Source organism: uncultured Sanguibacteroides sp. (assembly GCF_900543425.1).
Lineage (GTDB): Bacteria > Bacteroidota > Bacteroidia > Bacteroidales > Marinifilaceae > Gabonibacter.
Genome location: NZ_UQRQ01000013.1, coordinates 18890 through 37204, shown reverse-complemented (window position 1 = coordinate 37204; position 18315 = coordinate 18890). Strand labels below are relative to the sequence as shown.

General features: G+C 41.0%; 12 protein-coding genes and 1 tRNA gene. 8 read left to right on the top strand and 5 right to left on the bottom strand.

The genetic code is table 11. The annotated features are described in order from the left end of the window. Positions 1 to 10 precede the first annotated feature (10 nt). The 5 genes from QZR76_RS08780 to QZR76_RS08760 all read right to left on the bottom strand — a co-directional run bounded on the left by QZR76_RS08780 (position 11) and on the right by QZR76_RS08760 (position 4745). Positions 11 to 1231, bottom strand: a complete 1221-nt coding sequence (locus QZR76_RS08780; RefSeq protein ID WP_294142306.1) for an ABC transporter permease — start codon at positions 1229 to 1231, stop codon at positions 11 to 13. 17 nt (positions 1232 to 1248) lie between these two features. After that, positions 1249 to 1989 (bottom strand): ABC transporter ATP-binding protein, encoded by a 741-nt coding sequence (locus tag QZR76_RS08775; protein ID WP_294142304.1) that lies wholly within the window; start codon positions 1987 to 1989, stop codon positions 1249 to 1251. 20 nt (positions 1990 to 2009) lie between these two features. Next, complete coding sequence (locus QZR76_RS08770) at positions 2010 to 3170, bottom strand: efflux RND transporter periplasmic adaptor subunit (RefSeq protein ID WP_294142302.1); 1161 nt, start codon at positions 3168 to 3170, stop codon at positions 2010 to 2012. An 18-nt stretch (positions 3171 to 3188) separates the two neighbouring features. Then, entirely contained in the window at positions 3189 to 4514 is a 1326-nt protein-coding gene (locus QZR76_RS08765; RefSeq protein ID WP_294142300.1) for a TolC family protein, read from the bottom strand. 157 nt (positions 4515 to 4671) lie between these two features. Continuing rightward, positions 4672 to 4745: transfer RNA gene (locus tag QZR76_RS08760), tRNA-Asn, on the bottom strand. A gap of 175 nt (positions 4746 to 4920) precedes the next feature. Between QZR76_RS08760 and QZR76_RS08755 the strand changes: the two genes are divergently transcribed. The 8 genes from QZR76_RS08755 to QZR76_RS08720 all read left to right on the top strand — a co-directional run bounded on the left by QZR76_RS08755 (position 4921) and on the right by QZR76_RS08720 (position 18212). Further along, positions 4921 to 5469, top strand: a complete 549-nt coding sequence (locus tag QZR76_RS08755) for a sigma-70 family RNA polymerase sigma factor (protein WP_294142298.1) — start codon at positions 4921 to 4923, stop codon at positions 5467 to 5469. Between the two features lie 111 nt (positions 5470 to 5580). Beyond that, positions 5581 to 6744, top strand: coding sequence for a FecR domain-containing protein (locus QZR76_RS08750; RefSeq protein WP_294142297.1), 1164 nt, complete (start codon positions 5581 to 5583; stop codon positions 6742 to 6744). Positions 6745 to 6836: 92 nt separating this feature from the next. Continuing rightward, complete coding sequence (locus tag QZR76_RS08745) at positions 6837 to 10526, top strand: SusC/RagA family TonB-linked outer membrane protein (RefSeq protein WP_294142295.1); 3690 nt, start codon at positions 6837 to 6839, stop codon at positions 10524 to 10526. An 11-nt stretch (positions 10527 to 10537) separates the two neighbouring features. Continuing rightward, entirely contained in the window at positions 10538 to 12016 is a 1479-nt protein-coding gene (locus QZR76_RS08740) for a RagB/SusD family nutrient uptake outer membrane protein (RefSeq protein WP_294142293.1), read from the top strand. Positions 12017 to 12027: 11 nt separating this feature from the next. Next, the gene (locus QZR76_RS08735) at positions 12028 to 12954 is read left to right on the top strand and encodes a hypothetical protein (protein WP_294142291.1); all 927 of its coding nucleotides are present in this window, start codon (positions 12028 to 12030) and stop codon (positions 12952 to 12954) included. Positions 12955 to 12988: 34 nt separating this feature from the next. Next, the gene (locus QZR76_RS08730; RefSeq protein ID WP_294142289.1) at positions 12989 to 15625 is read left to right on the top strand and encodes a zinc-dependent metalloprotease; all 2637 of its coding nucleotides are present in this window, start codon (positions 12989 to 12991) and stop codon (positions 15623 to 15625) included. A gap of 155 nt (positions 15626 to 15780) precedes the next feature. Beyond that, entirely contained in the window at positions 15781 to 17877 is a 2097-nt protein-coding gene (locus QZR76_RS08725) for an alpha-L-fucosidase (RefSeq protein WP_294142288.1), read from the top strand. Positions 17878 to 17894: 17 nt separating this feature from the next. Then, a complete protein-coding gene (locus QZR76_RS08720; protein WP_294142286.1) occupies positions 17895 to 18212 on the top strand; it encodes a 50S ribosome-binding protein YggL in 318 nt (105 codons plus the stop codon). Positions 18213 to 18315: the final 103 nt, after the last annotated feature.

Below are 18315 nucleotides of genomic sequence, written 5' to 3'. Positions count from 1 at the left end.
TTTATCCTTATTATTCGTATCGGATGGCATCTATGGGATCCAGGTTAGAAGCTTTCTCTGCTGGATACCATCCGAAAAATATCCCGGTGGCCGTACAAACCAAAAAGGATAAGACAACCGAATAGATTTGAATATAAACGGGCCATCCGATAACGTATTTAATGACCATGGAGGATCCGATACCGAGAATGACGCCGATAATACCTCCGGTGACGCTAATGATCACTGCCTCTATAAGGAATTGGAAAAGAATATGTCGTCCTTTGGCTCCTATGGACATCCGGAGACCGATCTCCCGCGTGCGTTCGGTAACGGAGACGTACATGATATTCATGATCCCGATACCTCCTACCAACAGGGATATTCCCGCTATACAAGCCAAAAGTACGGTCATCAAATCGGTTGTTGTGCTGAGCATGGAACTGAGTTCCTCTTGGGAACGGACGTGAAAATCGTCCTCTTCTCCGGTCGGAATTTTGTGATTTTGACGGAGAACCGCAGAGATCTCTTCTATGGCTTCTTCCGAGTCCTCTTCCGTAATGGCGGAGGCATAAATGCCGTGTATGTAAGTAATGGCCAACAATCGTTTTTGAATGGTAGTATAGGGAGCTATAATCATGTCGTCCTGGTCTTGTCCCATGGAATTATAACCCTTAGGTGTTAAGACTCCGATGATCCTGAAAGGTGTTTTATTGAAACGAATGGTTTTACCTAACGGGTCTTCTCCTTTCGTGAAAAGATTGTCTACAACCGTTTTCCCCACGATACATACTTTTGCCGAGGTTTTTATATCATGGTCGGTAAACATCTCTCCTTCTCCGATGGTGAATTTCCGGATATCGAGATAGTCTTGGTTTACACCGTATATCGTTGTCGGAGCGTTGTTGGCACCGTAGATAACCTGTCCGCTGGTATTGACCGTTGGAGTACATTTGCTGATGAGATCGACTTCTCTTACAACACTTTGATAATCTTCCAGTTTTAAGGTCTGCATATCGCTGGCACTTTGGCGGACTCCTCCGAACTTTCCGTTACCCGGATGGATCATGATCATGTTGGAGCCCATTTCGGATATCTGGGCACGAATACTGCGTTTGGAACCTTGTCCGATGGCCAGCATGGAGATTACCGAGGCGACTCCTATGATGATTCCCAACATGGTTAGAAATCCTCTGAATTTGTTGTTATTCAGGGCACGAAGGGCAATTTGTATCAGGTTACCGTAATTCATGGTGAGCTGTTATTAAATTAATCGTTTTCTTTGGGAAGAGCTTCTAATGCCTTTTTAGCGGAAGCAACGTGTTGGTTTGTCTTGTCTTCGATAATATGGCCGTCTCGCAATACGATATTTCTGCTGCTGAATTGAGCTATCTCCGGGTTGTGTGTGACAAAGATAATCGTTCTCCCTTCCGAGTGAAGTCGTTGAAACAGGGTTAATATCTCATAGGAAGTTCTGCTGTCCAGATTTCCGGTAGCCTCGTCAGCCAGCAAAATAACCGGATCATTTACAATGGCACGGGCGATGGCAACACGTTGCTGCTGACCTCCGGACATTTGATTGGAGCGGTGGTTAAGACGATCCGACAAACCTACGTCTTCCAAGGCTTTAATCGCTTTCTCCTTGCGTGCCTTGGAAGACACGGCCGGATTGTACAGTAACGGAAGTTCCACATTTTCCAATGCTGTGGTTTTGGGTAATAAGTTATAGGATTGGAAGACAAATCCGATTTTACGGTTTCGTAACGTGGCCCGTTCGTTTTTACCCATTTCACGAACAGGTATGCCATCTAAAAAATAGTTCCCTGAGGTGGGAGTATCGAGGCATCCCAGGATATTGAGTAGAGTGGATTTCCCCGAACCACTCGTTCCCATTATCGTGACGAACTCCCCTTCCCGGATGGAAAACGAAATTCCCCGTAAGGCATGTACCGTTTCCGATCCTACTTTAAAATCCCTCCTCAGGTCTTCTATTTTTATTATTGTGTTCATGAGATCATATTTACTTGTTTTTATTTCTTTTTGCTGCCTGGGCGTTGTGGCATGAACGGATTGGAAGAGTTGTCGCCGGGTACTTCTGTAACAGCTTTTCCTCGATTTATTCCGACAACCAGTCTATCTCCCTCCTGTACTCCCTCTTTGATTTCCATATTAATCCCATCGGAAACTCCGGTCTTTACGACTTTGGGAATGATGCCCTCGGCTGTTTGTATCCAGACTGTTTTTTCTCCTTTGGCCGCTATCGGTGTTTCCATTACCGGATTGGTCGATTCCGGCGTAAAGCGGAATGCTTTTAACGGAGCAAGCATAATGTCATTTTTTTCCATCGTATAGACCGTGATATTGGCTGTCAGACCCGGTTTTAATTTTAAATCCGGATTCGGAGCATCGATGACGACCTCGTAAGTAACGACATTGTTCGTCGTGGTGGATTGTAGCCGAACTTGGGTAACATCCCCTTCGAATATATCGTCAGGGAAAGCATCTACGGTAAAGGTTACGCGTTGTCCCTCTTCGACCTGACCGATATCGGCTTCGTCGACGTCTGCTATTACTTGCATTTTGCGTAAGTCATTAGCAATGGTAAACATCGTCGGTGTTTCGAAACTTGCAGCAACAGTTTGTCCTTCTTCTACTTCTCTGGAGAGAACGACACCATCGATCGGAGAATAGATTGTCGCGTAACTTAGATTGGACTTTGCTTTTACAAGATCGGCTATAGCCTTCTCGTAAGATAGTTTTGCTTTTTCATACTCGTATTGGGCTGTTTCGAATTCCGTGTCGCTGATTAATTTTTTTTCATATAAACCGGATAACCGGGCGTAATTCTTTTTTTGATATTCGTATTCACTTTTACTGGACTCCATGTTTGCTGAATCGGAAGCCATGGCAGCTTCTAACAAGGTACGATCGAGTTCTGCAATCAATTGTCCTTTTTTTACGACGGAATTATAATCCACGTAAAGACGGGAGATGGTTCCGGAAACCTGCGTACCAACATCTACTTTTGTAATGGGTTCAATGGTTCCTGTTGCTGTCACCGTCGTGTTGAGAGAACCTTTTTTTATCGTGGTCGTTTCGTAGGAGATCGCTTTCTTCTCTCCCGAGCGGAGAATAAAGAATATGCCCGCAATGATAGCCAAAATAATGATGATGATCGCTATTTTTTTCATTTTATTTTGTTTTACGTGTTATAATTCAATCGGTTGATTCTGATAAAAATTCAATAGTTTGATGGATAATATCGCATCGTATTTGGCCTGTATTTGCTCTTGTATCGCTGATAAGTAATTGTTTTTTTCCGTTAATAATTCAACGGTGTTTTTCATTCCTGCATCGAATTGTGCTTGTACCAGACGATAGCTTTCAGAAGCTGATTTTACGCTATTGCTTGCCGCCATGTACCGGCTTTGTGCCGAGATGGCATTCTGGTATAAAGTTTCAACGGTTTTCAGTAGTGTTTTACGGGTATTTATCTCATCCAGCTGGGCCGTCTCTGTTTGAAGTTTTGCTTTCTCTACTGCTGATTTTACCTGTCGGTTTTGCGCAATCGGAATACTGATATTGATTCCGATGTTTTCGTTTAACCGATTGTTTAACTGCTTTCTGAAAGAGTAATCCGAGTCGGAATCGTGGTTGGTTCCCACGGATGCGTTAAACGTGATGCTGGGCAGGCGATCTGCCGCTGCGATCTTTTCATCCAACAGAGCCGCATCTACATTTAATTTGCTGCTTTTCATTTCCGGCATTACTTTCAGGGCTGTTTCGTATACCTCATTCAGAGAGGGAACAAGCGTGAGTATTTTGGCATCGGATAGTTCTGGAAAATAAATCTCAAAAGACTCGTCCAATTCTAATTCCAATAATTGTTTCAATTGTAATTTCGCTAAGGCCAGCGTGTTTTCTGCTAACGTGACCTGATATTGATCGTTACTGTATTGGGCTCTGATCTGGGCTCGGTCGCTGACGGCGATAGAACCGGCATTGTATAATTCTTCTGCCCGGTCTAATTGGGCTTTGGAAGTCTCAAGGTTTTGTTTGTTGGTTTTGAGAGCCTCGTTGGCATATAGGATCTGCAAATAACCTTCGGTTACGGAGATTTCAATGTCGTTTTCGGCTATGGAAATTTCATATTCCAGAACCTCTGCTGAAATCTTTTGTTTTTTCACGGAGCGAGTCAGTTTACTTCCGTTATAAAGAGTCATGCCGGCACTTAACGAATAACTCCCGGTATAAGCACTTTGGGAGTTGAATTTATTATTGGTGTCTTGTGTTTTTTGATGGGACCAACCTTGCGTACTGGAAAAAACCAATGACGGAAATAATTGGGCTTTGGACTCTAATAAGCTGGCAATTCCTGTTTGATTGTTGATGCGGGACGATTGCACCTGAATATTATTTTTTCTGGCATAGTCGATACACTCCCGGAGGGTCCAGAGGGCCGGCTTTTCTTGGGTAAAGCCGGCCATGGATGAAATGACTATGAAAAAAGTGATAAATAATCGTATGTAATTCATGTTATTCATACCTTAATTGTTTGTTTCTGAGACAAATTTAGGTCTGTATGGAAAGGAAGACAACTGAATTAGATAGATAGGAGTGTTTTATCGACCGTCAGTCGTTATTTATCGACGAAATAAAAAAGCCTTACAGTTTCTACTGTAAGGCTTGGGGCTCCTCAGGTAGGACTTGAACCTACGACCTACGGATTAACAGTCCGCCGCTCTAACCAACTGAGCTACTAAGGAATTTTTTCAAAAGCGATGCAAATATAGAGGTTAGTTCGAATTCTTCCAAACAAATATCGATGTTTTTCAAAAAAAAGATGTTCTATTGAATTTAAGGAAGAGTAAATAAATTATTTGGTGATGTCGTGGGATTTTTTATACATTTGTTTGCAAATAGTGTAAAATAAGTCAGGGAATGAGTGCTAATGTGGATTTACTGCAGGGTCTACGACAGGGAAAAGAAACTGCATTGAAGCAATTATATCTTTTATTTTTCCATGCTTTGTGTGCTTTTGGATCACATTTTGTTCGGGATGATGCAGTCGTGGCAGATATCGTACAGGAGGTATTTATAAAGGTATGGGAGCGTCGTAAGGATTTCGGGGCAATCTATTCTTTACGCTCTTTTATGTATTTGGCCGTACGTAATGCCTGCCTGAATTACAACCGGGATAATGCCCGGATAAAACAGATTTCAATATCCGATACATTAGCAATCAGTTGTTTGGAAGAAGAAGATTGTTGGATTGTCGAAGAGGAAGTTCATCGGATGATAGAGTTCGAAATAGAACAGCTGCCCGGGGCTATTAAAAAAGTTTTTTATTTGACTTTAATGGATAAATCTATCCAAGAGATAGCGGAAGTGTTGAATATTTCCGAAAATACGGTTCGTAATCAACGAGCCAGGGCCAGAGAGATATTAAGATCCCGTTTAAAAGATAAGATGGTGTTATTGTTTTTGTAAGAATGTACTTGATTTCTAAATAAAAGAAATCTCTCTTTCTTTTTTCTAAAATTTTTTTATTTTAAATAGTATGTCGGACACTTTTTGGTGTTATAAGGAAAAACACGAAAAATGTCAGAAGAAAATATCAAAATAGCGGATGTTATTTTTGCTTATATCCGGGGAACAATTACTGGTGTAGAACGCGAGAGGTTACAAGAATGGCTGGAAGCTTCGACGAAGCATAAACAAATATTCGAATCGATCATTCTCTCTTCTTCATTTCGAGATAAACAGGAGATATATCGTCGTTTTGATGTTTATTATGATTATGATCGTATAGGTAAAAAGATTGCACGGAAAAAGAGATTTCTCATCAAAAGATATATATCTGTTGCGGCTATGATTTTATTCCTTGTTTCCAGTGGAGTGTTTTACTGGTTACATGATTTTTCGGGAAAAAATATTTCTGTACCGTCCCGGATGCTATTTCCCGGAAAACCGGTTGCAAGTCTGATCCTTTCGGATGGGAGTACCCGAAATTTGGGAAAAGATTCTTTTCGATTAACAGAAGGAAATCAACAATTGACGAATAAGAGGAATACCTTAGTTTATGAGCGGAATAGTTTTGTTTCTACGGATACGGTAGAAAAATACCACGAGATAAGGGTACCTCGCGGAGGAGAGTATCAGCTTGTTATGTCTGACGGAACACATGCTTGGCTGAATGCCGAGAGTTCGATTCGTTATCCGGTTGTCTTTAAGAAGGGAGAACGTAACATATGGGTCTCCGGAGAGGTGTTTTTGGAGGTTGCCAAAGATTCTGTCCATCCTTTTGTCGTACATCATCCGGAATTGGATATAAGGGTATTGGGTACAAAATTTAATATTCGGGGATACAAGGATGAGGGAGAGGTGGTGACGACCTTGGTTGAAGGACAGATTGCCATAGGCTTCAAACAGGGAGAAAAGATCATTTTGTCTCCTTTCGAACAATTAACATATCATGTTAAAGAGAAAAAGGGACGGGTCGATATCGTGGATACCGAATTGTATACCTCTTGGAAAGATGGTGTTTATTTATTTAAAACCCAGCGATTGGAAGATATTATGAAATTGATCTCCAAATGGTATGATGTAAATGTCGTTTATCGGGATGAAAAAGTCAAGGATATTGTCTTTTCCGGGCGTTTAAAACGTTATGAGAATGCAGAAAGCTTATTGTGTGTGTTTGAAAAATTAGGTGAAATAAAATTCGTAATACAAGATAATACTGTAGTGGTGTGTTCTGATTGAAAACAGGAAAGAGGGGTAACTCTTTCCTGTTATCTGGTAAAGCCGAACGGGTGCAACCGCTCGGACAATGTTTAATGTAATTGTACAAATGTATGAAAAAAAATCGACAATGTAATCTCCACTTTTTGGGGATTGGAAAGATCTTATTAACCATGAGGTTACTAACACTATTCCTTTTTTGTACGGTGATGCATCTTTCTGCAGCCGTCTATTCACAACATGTTGTTTTTAGTTTTGAGTTGAAAAATGCCACGTTTGAGGATCTGATGAATGAGATTCGTCGAAGTAGCGATTATTATTTCCTTTATAAGGATAGTGAAGTGGCAAAAATACGAAAGCTGAATAAGAATTTTAAATCGGTAAGTATCGATGAGGTTTTAAAAGAATGCTTATCAGGGACAGACCTGACTTACTCGATTGAAAATAACCTGATTATTATTCGGAAGTCCGATAACCTAAATGTTCAGGATTCGGTTCGTAAAGTGAGGGAGTTACTTATCCGGGGAAAGGTTAAAGATATAGATGGAAAGCCTTTGCCGGGGGTTACCGTCAGGATAAAAAGTACCCATTGGGGAACTTCAACCGATAAAGATGGAAAATACAAAATTACCATCCCTGAATTGGAACACGTTATCTTACAATTTTCTTTTATCGGAATGGAAACTCGGGAAATAGAGTACGCGGGGAAAGATACGATTGATGTGGTGTTAAAAGAATCTATGGCTTCCTTGGAAGAAGTGACCATTGTCAGTACGGGGTATCAGAATATTGATAAACGCAAATTGACGAGTGCCGTGACTTCTATTGAGGCTAAAGATATTCTGCTTCCCGGTTTGAATACGATAGATCAGATGCTGGAAGGACATGTTCCCGGAATGATTTTCATGCAAAATTCAGGGCAGGTCGGTGCAACACCGCGTTTGAGAATCAGAGGAACCTCTACCATATTGGGAAACCAAGAGCCTCTGTGGGTTGTTGATGGTATTGTTCAACAGGATCCCGTGAATATAGATCCTTCTCAACTGAATGATTTGGATTTTGTAAACCTGTTGGGAAATGCGATTTCCGGGTTGAACCCGGAAGATATAGAACGGATTGACGTGTTAAAAGATGCTTCTGCAACGGCTATTTACGGTGTAAGAGCCGCGAACGGGGTAATTGTGATTACGACTAAAAAAGGAAAACCGGGTCCTCCGACGATTACCTACTCTTTGTCGGGAACTTTTATGCGTCGTCCGCGTTATTCGGACCAAAGTGTAAATATGATGAATTCGAGGGAACGTATTGCTTTTTCGAGGGAAATGTATGAAAAGAGATTGGAATATCCGCAGGTTGATTCCTGGGTAGGATATGAAGGAGCTTTGAAGGATTGGAACGAGGATAAGATTGAATTCGATGAATTTCAACGTCGGGTGAGCGAATTGGAGACAATGAATACCGATTGGTTCGATATATTATTACAGGATTCTTATTCTCATAAGCATACATTGAGTATGTCAGGAGGTTCCTCGACCTTGAGGTATTACGCTTCTGTCGGTTTTAACGACAGTAGAGGAACGATCAAAGGAGAGCAAAATAAAAATTATTCCGCAACGCTAAATCTGAATGCAAGCCTAAATCGTTTCACTGTTCGGTTCGGGATGAACGGTAATGTGGCGGATAAGAAGTATACTCCCTCCGAAACGGGAGTGATGGATTATGCTTATAAAACCAGCCGGGCGGTTCCGATTTATGACAACGAGGGCAAATTGTGGTATTATTCTCGTTTGGGAGACGTTTCTTCAATAGAAGGGCTGCCTTTTAATATTATTAATGAAAGAAACAATAGTTCTCAGGATATTAATTCTCATACGATTAATTTTCTTGCCGGAATAGATTATCGTATAATCGATCCCCTGAAGATAGGATTAACTCTTTCGTATGGTACAAGTAGTACGGAACAAGATACCTATTTTAGCGAGAATACCTATTATGCTGCTTGTTTGAGGGGAACAAGAGATGAAGATAATGAATTGCCTGTTGGCGGTGAGCTTCAAGAGAAGGATACCGATAATGAGACTTATTTAGTGCGTGCTCAAATTGATTACCATCAATATATGGATAAAGAAGAATACCACGGTTTAACCGTTGCTTTAGGAGGAGAGGTTTCTTCAAGCCGTTACACGGGAAGAGAACAGATTTTCCGTGGTTATTTGCGTGACCGGGGCTTCCAGATGGCAGAAATAGATTTGGATACTTACCCTCGTTATAAAATTTGGTCTCAGACACCTAAAGCCAGGGGTATAAGGAGCGATCAGAAAACAAATATTGTTTCTGGATACGCTTCCTTGGCCTACGATTACAAAGATTTATATATGTTCACGGCAAATGTACGGGTGGATGCTTCCAATAAATTCGGAACCAAAAGTAACGATAAGTTGGCTCCTATTTGGTCTTTCTCCGGAAGATGGAATGTAAAAGAGGATATATTGAGCTCCGTTAATTGGATTAACTCCTTGTCTCTTCGTGGATCATTTGGATACCAGGGTAATATGTTGGATACGGAAAGTTCCGAGTTGATTATCCAGAAAGGGGGAATGATTCCTACCGTGAATGAATTCGGTTCCACGATTTATCGTTACCCTAATCCGGATTTGCGTTGGGAGAAAACCTCTTCTTTTAATGTGACGTTAGACTTTGCGTTGTTGAATAACAAGATTCAGGGTAATGTTTCTTACTTCTACAAGAGGACAAAAGATGCTTTTTTACAAAAAACGATTTCCCGTATTAATGGTCGGGATAATTATGTAGTTAACCAAGGAACATTGGAGAATAAAGGTATTGAGCTTTCATTCAATTTTGTCCCCGTGAATACGATGGGAATGGGAAATTCAAAAGGTTTCCGCTGGAATATCGATCCTCAGTTGGGACAGGTGTTGAATCAATTGATTAATAACCGTAAAGTGAAGGATAATGCTTTATTGGATATAGTAACCTATCGTGATTATCTGAATGGAACGGCTCAGATCGTGGGACGCCCGTTGAATACGTTCTATTCTTATCGTTTTGCGGGATTGGACTCTAAAGACGGTCGTCCGACTTTCCATAATGTGAACCAAACGGAAGAAATCAACGGAGAAATAGTGAACATCGAGAAGAAGTATGATGACATGGAAAAAGAAGATGTATTTACAACTGTAATGGAACATTCCGGAACGCGGGTACCCGTGATACAGGGTGGAATTGTAAATACCTTTACTTACCGGAATTTTACATTGTCCTGTAATATGACTTACAGCTTGGGCTCTAAAGTCCGTTTGTTAAAATTGTACTCTAATATTGCTTATGGATACGGGACGTTGGCGCCTCAGCCCACGGAGAATGTTCGTAAAGAATATAATCGTCGCTGGAGACGTCCGGGGGATGAATTAACCACTAATATTCCGGGTATATTATCCGATCAGGAGTTTAAGGCTACTTTGCAAAACTCTGCCTGGTACTCGAATAAACCCTATAATTTTGCTAAGAATATCTGGCAGATGTATGATGATTCGGATATACGGGTCGTTAGTGGCAACTACCTGAAAATGCAATCTTTGTCGCTACGTTATAACGTACCCGCCAAGTTCTGTGAGAAACTTTATTTGAAATCGGCTTATATCGGTTTTTATTGTACGAATCTTTTTACGGTTTGTAATAAAAATTTGAAGGGACAAGATCCGGCAACCCAATCGGGAACCGCTCCATCCATTAATATGTCTCTTTGTCCGACGTATTCTTTGAATCTGAATGTTTCATTTTAAGAGATGTGATTATGAAGAAAATAGTGTATTTAACGATAATTTCAACTTGGATATTTTTAGTTTCTTGCGGAGATTTTCTTTCAGAATATCCAAAGGATTTAATCTATGTTAATAGTATATCGGATTTAGATGAGTTGCTTGTCGGTGAGGCATATATGCAAACCAGACAGTCCGTCGATGAGTTCGGAGATATGGCTATCCCGGGATGGATTCACGTGATGGACGACGATGTGGAAATGCAGATGCAATATGGTGAGAGACCTCAATTTACCTCTTTCTATTGCTGGTTGGAAAGACCTTTTCAGAATGAATATGGAGCACCGGAGGATGATAGGGTATGGAGTCGGTTGTATGAACATATTGCGGCTTTAAATGTGATACTGAACAAGGTGAAAGAGTTCGAAGGAGACACCGAAGGGTATAGTCGGGTGAAAGGACAGGCTCATTTCTTAAGGGCCGGTTATTATTTTCTACTGACCAATTTATATGCCCAGCCTTACGTGAAAGAGACGGCAGAGAATGTTCCTGGAGTACCCTTGAAGTTAAGTGATGAGGTGGAAGATAAATTATTTACGAGGGCTTCACTTGAGGAGGTGTATCAACTACTTATTACTGATTTGAAGGAGGCGATCAAACATTTGAAACAGGTGAATATGACTTCTGTTTATAAGGCAAGCGAAGCTGCCGCACATGCCTTATTGAGTCGTGTATACCTCTACATGGGAGATTGGGAAAATGCTATTGCGGAGAGCGATACCGTAATGAATGCCGGGTACGGTTTGCTGGATTATAATCAAATAGGGAACGGCGAGAGCACCTTGTTCGCCGATTCACCCGAAACCATCTTTTCACAGGGAGAATACCGCCTTGATCATATTATGAGAGATGATGCCGCTTACAAATGTTCCGCTGATTTGTTGAATGCCTTTTATGATAAAGAGCATGATTTACGGTATATAAACAATGTCATGGGTACTTATTCCGGTGCTTTTTTGATTCGCAAGCTAAAACAATGGAAAGACGGTGGAATTTCCGATTGTTTCCTGATTCGATTGGCGGAGGTGTATTTGAATAAGGTAGAGGCACTGGCGATGTCCGGAAAGGAGACAGAAGCTGCTGATTTGTTACAATCCTATTTGGAGAAAAGATTTGTGCCGGGAAGTGAGCCTACCTTTGACAGACAAGGAAAAGGATTAGTCGATTTTATTCGAAATGAACGTCGATTGGAATTATGTATGGAAGGGCATCGCTGGTTTGATTTAAGACGTTATGCCGTGACTTCGAAATATGCATTGAAAACTCAGATCAGACACCAGCATTATATTTATTCGTCTTCCAACTATCAGATTTTAAACGACGGGTACTATGATTTAGCGGCCTTTCCGGAAGATGGTGGTTGGGTGTTGCCTATACCCTCTTATGAGTTGATTTATAACGGTCTCGGTCTTGTAAATAATGATCGTCCCGTGCGGACATTGATAAAAAAATAAAAATGATTCCCATGAAAAATATATTTTATTTAATACTCGGAATGGTAAGTCTTCTGTTTGCTGGATGTGACAAAGAAGACAAAAATTTGAAACCTTCTTATGAGGATGTTAATTGGTACGCTATACAGGATGACCCGACAAATGATCTGAAGCATTTGATATTTGAAGTATATGACAAGACAGGAATTCCTATTTTCTATAATGATACTATCGGATCGCAAGACCGAGGATTGGACGGCTACGGAGAACCCGTGATCTATTATGAGATATTGGATTTGAATTACACTATCGAGAGTCATCGGGATTACGTGAGTTATACCTTATCGAATAAAGAGGAAGAGCTGACGGATGGCGTAAATTTCTTGAAAGATAGAGTATTTCCTTATTTGTATAAAGGGATACGACCTCAATGTTATTTATTGGTAGATGAGTTGATTTTATCCAGTTTCAATGAACATGAAGAGGGTGTATACCGGGGAATGACGGCTACGGTTATCGGTCGGTTGTCGGAACTAAAGGATATGACGGAAGATGAATTGAATCGCTTCGCTGCGGAGGTAAGAGCGACAGCTATGACTCCTTATATTCAGGCTAATTATAACAAAGAATTGCAACCTTTTTATAGTGTGTCTGAAATTGTAAGCAACGGGGTGACGATTAGTCTGTATGGTCAGACAATCACGAGATACGGAGGGAGCGTGCCTTATAAAGCTTATAAGGATTATGGTTTCTTAAACCCCGATCCGGATTTTCTTTTCTCTTCTTTTGTCTACACGGCTCCGGGGCGGGAACGGGATATGGTGGAGTATATCACAGAAGTGTTGGTTGGGAAAGATGAGGCATTTAAAGAGCAATATGAATCTTCAGCCTTGATTCTTCAAAAATATGAGGTAATGAAGCAAGTGGTAGCTCAAGTTTTAGCCGATACCAGAAAATAATAAAAAGATGTTTAATATGTAATGAGAAAAATGTATGAAAAAGTGGATTGTATTGTTTGTAGCACTATTGTTTGTTGTACCCGTGGTAGAGCCTGCCTACGCGTGGAAAAAAAAGAAAAAGAAGGTAAAAACAGAACAGAAGGCCCCGGAAAAGCCTTTAACGAAATACGAAAGATTGTTTAAAAATAAACAACATGAGGTCGCATCGGGAGGATTTATTACGGTACATAAAGTAGAGAATAAAATTTATTTTGAGCTTCCTACTAAATATTTGGGACGGGATATGCTGATCGCTTCGACGGTTTCCGAGACCAGTTCTCCGAATGTATGTACGGTAGGATATAAGCCGCGGCAGCCTTTGCATGTGAAATTTGATATGCTTGATAGTCTGGTTTATCTGCGAAAGATAAATGCTCTTGTGACTTGTGATGAGGAGGATGAAGCCATGAAACGGGCCATGGAACAAAATTATATGGCTCCTTATTATAAAAAATATAAGGTAGAAGCATATAATTCGGATAGTACGGCTGTCGTTTTTGAAATCACCAATTTATTTATGGGCGATGAAAAACGTTTGTCTCCGATGAGCGAGGTTGCCGGTATGTTTCAGGTCAATGCTAATTTAAAATCGGATCTCTCTTCACTCGGGAAAGTGAAGTCGTTCGAGGATAATGTGACGATAGAGACAAACCTGACCTACTCCTATACCTTGAGTTTTATGTTTTTCACTTTGCAAGGAGGAGACGTTTCCACGAAAGTCACTCGAACGGTGTTATTACTACCGGAGGAGAAAATGAAGCCGAGGATATCCGATTCCCGGATTGGAGTATTTTTGACCGGGAAGCAGTTGTTATCCACGAAAGAGGATAAAATACAGCTTTATACTTTGGTGAATCGTTGGCGTCTCGAGCCCCGTGATCAGGCGGCATTCGAGCGTGGAGAATTGGTGGAGCCCGTTAAACCGATCGTATTCTATCTGGATGATGTTTTTCCTGAATTATGGAAAGATCCTATTCGTGAAGGTGTTTTGAGGTGGAACAAAGCATTTGAGAAGATCGGTTTTAAGAATACCATCCAAATACGGGATTTCCCGAAAGATGATCCGAATTTTGATCCGGATAACCTGAAATATTCCTGTATCCGTTATGTACCCGATCGTGTCGGTAACGCGATGGGACCTTCCTGGGTAGATCCGGTTACGGGTGAGATTATCAATGCTACTGTGATCGTTTGGGGGGATATTGTTAAATTGATTAATAATTGGCGTTTCGTTCAGACTTCCCAGGTAGATCCCTCGGTCCGAAACAAGAAAATGCCGGATGATATCGTGAAAGAATCCATCGCTTACGTGGTGGCGCACGAGGTGGGACATACGTTGGGGTTAATGCATAACATGGCTGCATCCCATGCGTATCCGGTAGATTCTTTACGTTCTGCCAGTTTTACACAAAAATATGGAACGACTCCTTCTATCATGGATTATGCCCGTTTTAATTATGTTGCACAACCGGGAGACAAGGGTGTGAAGTTGACTCCTCCCGACCTCGGAGCCTATGATGAATTTGCGATAAAATGGTTGTATTCATCGATCCCCGGAAATAAATCCGTAAAAGAGGAAGCCGTTATTCTGGAAAAGTGGGTAGACGAAAAGGCTGGAGATCCGAGGTATCGTTACGGCGTTCAACAGATATATAGCCGTTACGATCCGAGTGCATTAGAGGAAGATTTGGGGGATGACCCGGTAAAAGCGGGAGAATATGGGATAAAGAATTTGAAATATATTCTCGGGCATTTGGATCAGTGGATCGGAAACGATCCTGATGCTTCTCATCGTTTTGATCTGTATAGTGCTATTGCTGCACAATATTATCGTTACATTTTAAATGCCGTTTATAATGTGGGCGGAATCTATCTGACACAAGTCAAAGAGGGGACTGCCGGACAGGTTTATCAATCTGTTCCGAAAAAGGTACAAAAAGCTTCGATGGCTTGGATTCTTAAAAACCTCAAAGAGTGCGGATGGATTGATAACCGGGAGATTACCGCTAAGTTCGGTTTGATGGTGAATCCTTCTGCTAAAATGCGTAATTTGATTGTAAGAGCTCTTTTGGCGGCCAGAGACAACGTGACCTTGTCAGCTCATTTATCGGATGATCCTTATTCTATGGGAGAGTATTACAACGATCTTTATAACGGAGTTTTTGAAAATACGATTAAAGGGCGTAACTTGACCGAAGGAGATCGGGTATTGCAACGAACCCTTGTCGAGAACGTGAAACTGATCGTAATGAAGATGTATAATAATATGGGATTGACGAATGATAATATGTCGTTGAATAAATACTCTTTTGCTCCTTCCGTCGATGAGATTTGTGCTTATGGCTTGGACCAGAGTGGATGGGTAACCCTTTATAAGGATAAATTAAGGGAGATCGAAGAGGTTCACGGCAGAGGGGTGGTTGCTTATCGTTTGGGACTGGATCAGTTCGGTTACGGTTATAACCTGCAACGGAGATTGAAAATAGATGATATTGATGAATCGATGGGATATTATGCAACAATGATAAAGAATATCAGACAGTTGATTCAATCCAGAATGCCACAAGCTAATGCAGTCGATAGGGCTCATTATGAAGCTGTATTGTTGAAATTAAACATGTTGAAAAAATAGTTTGTTTTAAATAAGTCGGTTAAAGCGGAACACTCTATAAGTGTTCCGCTTTTTTTGAATTAATTTATTCGAAAAAGCGGAAATAAAAATAATTTGTACAATCGATTTATAACGTCTATATTTATAACTTCAAAATTTGTAAGTATGTAGATGCTATGTATAAATGTATTTTGCTGTTATTGTTTGGTTTTCAGGTTGTTCATGCACAAGTGAAGCCGGATCCTGAGTGGGTAGATCAAAAATTTTCCATGTTTATTCACTGGGGATTATATTCGGAATTAGGAGGAGTATGGAAAGATCAGCCGGTGCTTACCGGGTATAGTGAACAAATTCAATCTTTTGCTTCTATTCCGTCGGAGGAATACGAAGCTGTTGCCGCTCGTTTTAATCCTGAGAAATGGGATGCGGAGGCCGTTGTACGATTAGCCCGATTGGCCGGAATGAAGTCTGTCGTTTTTACTTCCAAGCATCATGACGGTTTTTGCATGTACCATTCAAATTATACGGACTACAATGTGGTTGATGCTACCCCTTTCAAACGGGATGTAATGAAAGAACTATCGGAAGCTTGCCGGAAATACGGGATAAGTTTCGGTGTATATTTTTCATTGATAGACTGGCACTTTCCCGGAACGAAAATATCTTCGCATAATGCAGACCCGATTTCACCGGAGCACCATGCTTTTAATATGAAGCAAGTGGAGGAGATTTTGACCAATTACGGTCCTGTTTCGGAGCTTTGGTTTGATATGGGTTCCTTAACGCCGGAACAGAGTAAGGAGTTATATGACCTGGTCTATCGTCTGCAACCGGAATGTATGGTTAGCGGACGTTTGGGAAATAATCAAGGTGATTTTTGCGTAATGGGAGATAACCAGTATCCGGATTATAAAATTGGGGTTCCATGGCAAACTCCCGCTTCCTTTTTTCCGGAAACCTGGGGATATCGTTCCTGGCAAGAGAGAGAAGATTTAGACCAAAAGGTAAATGAAAAGTTACTTGGATTGGTAAAGGTGGTTAGCCGGGGGGGAAATTATTTGTTAAATATCGGTCCCCGGGGGGATGGTTCTATCGTAGAATACGAGCGGGATGCTTTGTTGAAGATGGGAAGATGGCTGAATCGATACGGTCGAGCCATTTATAATACGCGGGCAAACCCTTTTGAACAGGTCATGGAGTGGGGGGATATTACAACGAAAGGAAATAGGCTCTATTTGTTTATCGAACAATTGCCGGACGATCGTTTGATTCATTTGTCCGGAATTCAGGGGGAGGTAATAAGAGCTGTTCTTGTCGGGCGGGAGGATCCGTTGCGACTGGATCAACAGGATAATGACATCACGCTTTATATCCCCGAGACGGTGTATCCTGACCGGAATATGATCGTTGCCGAGATTACATTTGCGGAACCTTTTCAGGTTCTTCCTGCCCGTATTGTTCCTTCGGATCATATAGTCGCCTCTAATGCCGTTTCCGTGTATGCTTATTCCAGTATGGACTATTATTCCAGTTTCAGATGTGTCGTCGGAAGATCATGGGGGTTTCTGTTTGACAAATTATACGCCGAACCTGTTGTCGTTTATACGGATAATGATCGGTATAAAACGATAAAGTTGACGATAGACAATAAAGAGCAAGAGATACTCTTGCAGGGAGGAGAAACGGAACCCTTACGGGTTCAATCGGGTTCGGTACGTTGGGAGTCTGTATATCAAACTAAAGTTTCTGATGATCGTTTCGGAAGTTTTTGTATGGGAGAGAATCGTCGTATTGATCCTACCCGGGAAGAAAATGGGGTGATTTGGAAAAGAATTCCTCGTTTTGGTTTCGGAACTCATTATGTTATTGCAATGACTCCGAAGCAATCTCTTTATTTGCTGTGTTCGATAGAGAGCGATACTGCTCAGTCTATTTTAGTCGAATTGTCTAATCCGGAAGGATTGCAGGTCGTATTAAACGGCAAAACGCTTCGTAAACAGATTTCGGTCGGGGATAAGTTTAAAGAGCGAGAGTTGGTGATGTTACCTTTGAACAAGGGAGATAATCAATTAGTCGTGAAATATTATAATCGTAGCGGAGAGACTATGGAGTATGGAATCAATCCGGATGTGCCTCAAATAATTTATCAGCTTCGATTAAAACCGGTTCCCTTATTACCAAGAAAGGTGCACACCTGTAAACTTGAACTGCTAAAACCGGAAAGCCGGAACTGTGATATGGGCTTACAAGATATACGAATCAGAATGGATTAAATTACAATAATAAAGAGATGAAAAAGAGATTACGGAAAAAATTACATAAAGGAGAGTTTCAGGAGTTAGGATTTGCGTTTGAGATAAAATTTAGAGAGAATGGAGAAAATGTAGAAACTTTTCTGAAGGAGTTTATCGAATTGTTGCGAAGTCATCACCTGGAGATGGGTGGCGGTTGGAATGCGGAAGCGTGTGGCGGATTTATTACCCGGGAAAAAGGCAGTATTACTTTGGAGTTGCAAAATATCATAAAGGCTTGGTTGGAGACTAAAAGTCCTGATATTGAAAGTTTCACGATAGGTGAATTGCAGGATGCCTGGTATGAATGGGCATAAATGTACGAGTAGAGGATAAGTTTGTATTAATTTGAGAAAGATATTTCTTGTTTCCGTTTTATATAAGAGGTAAAATGTTACTTTTGCTGGCCTTTGTGCAAAT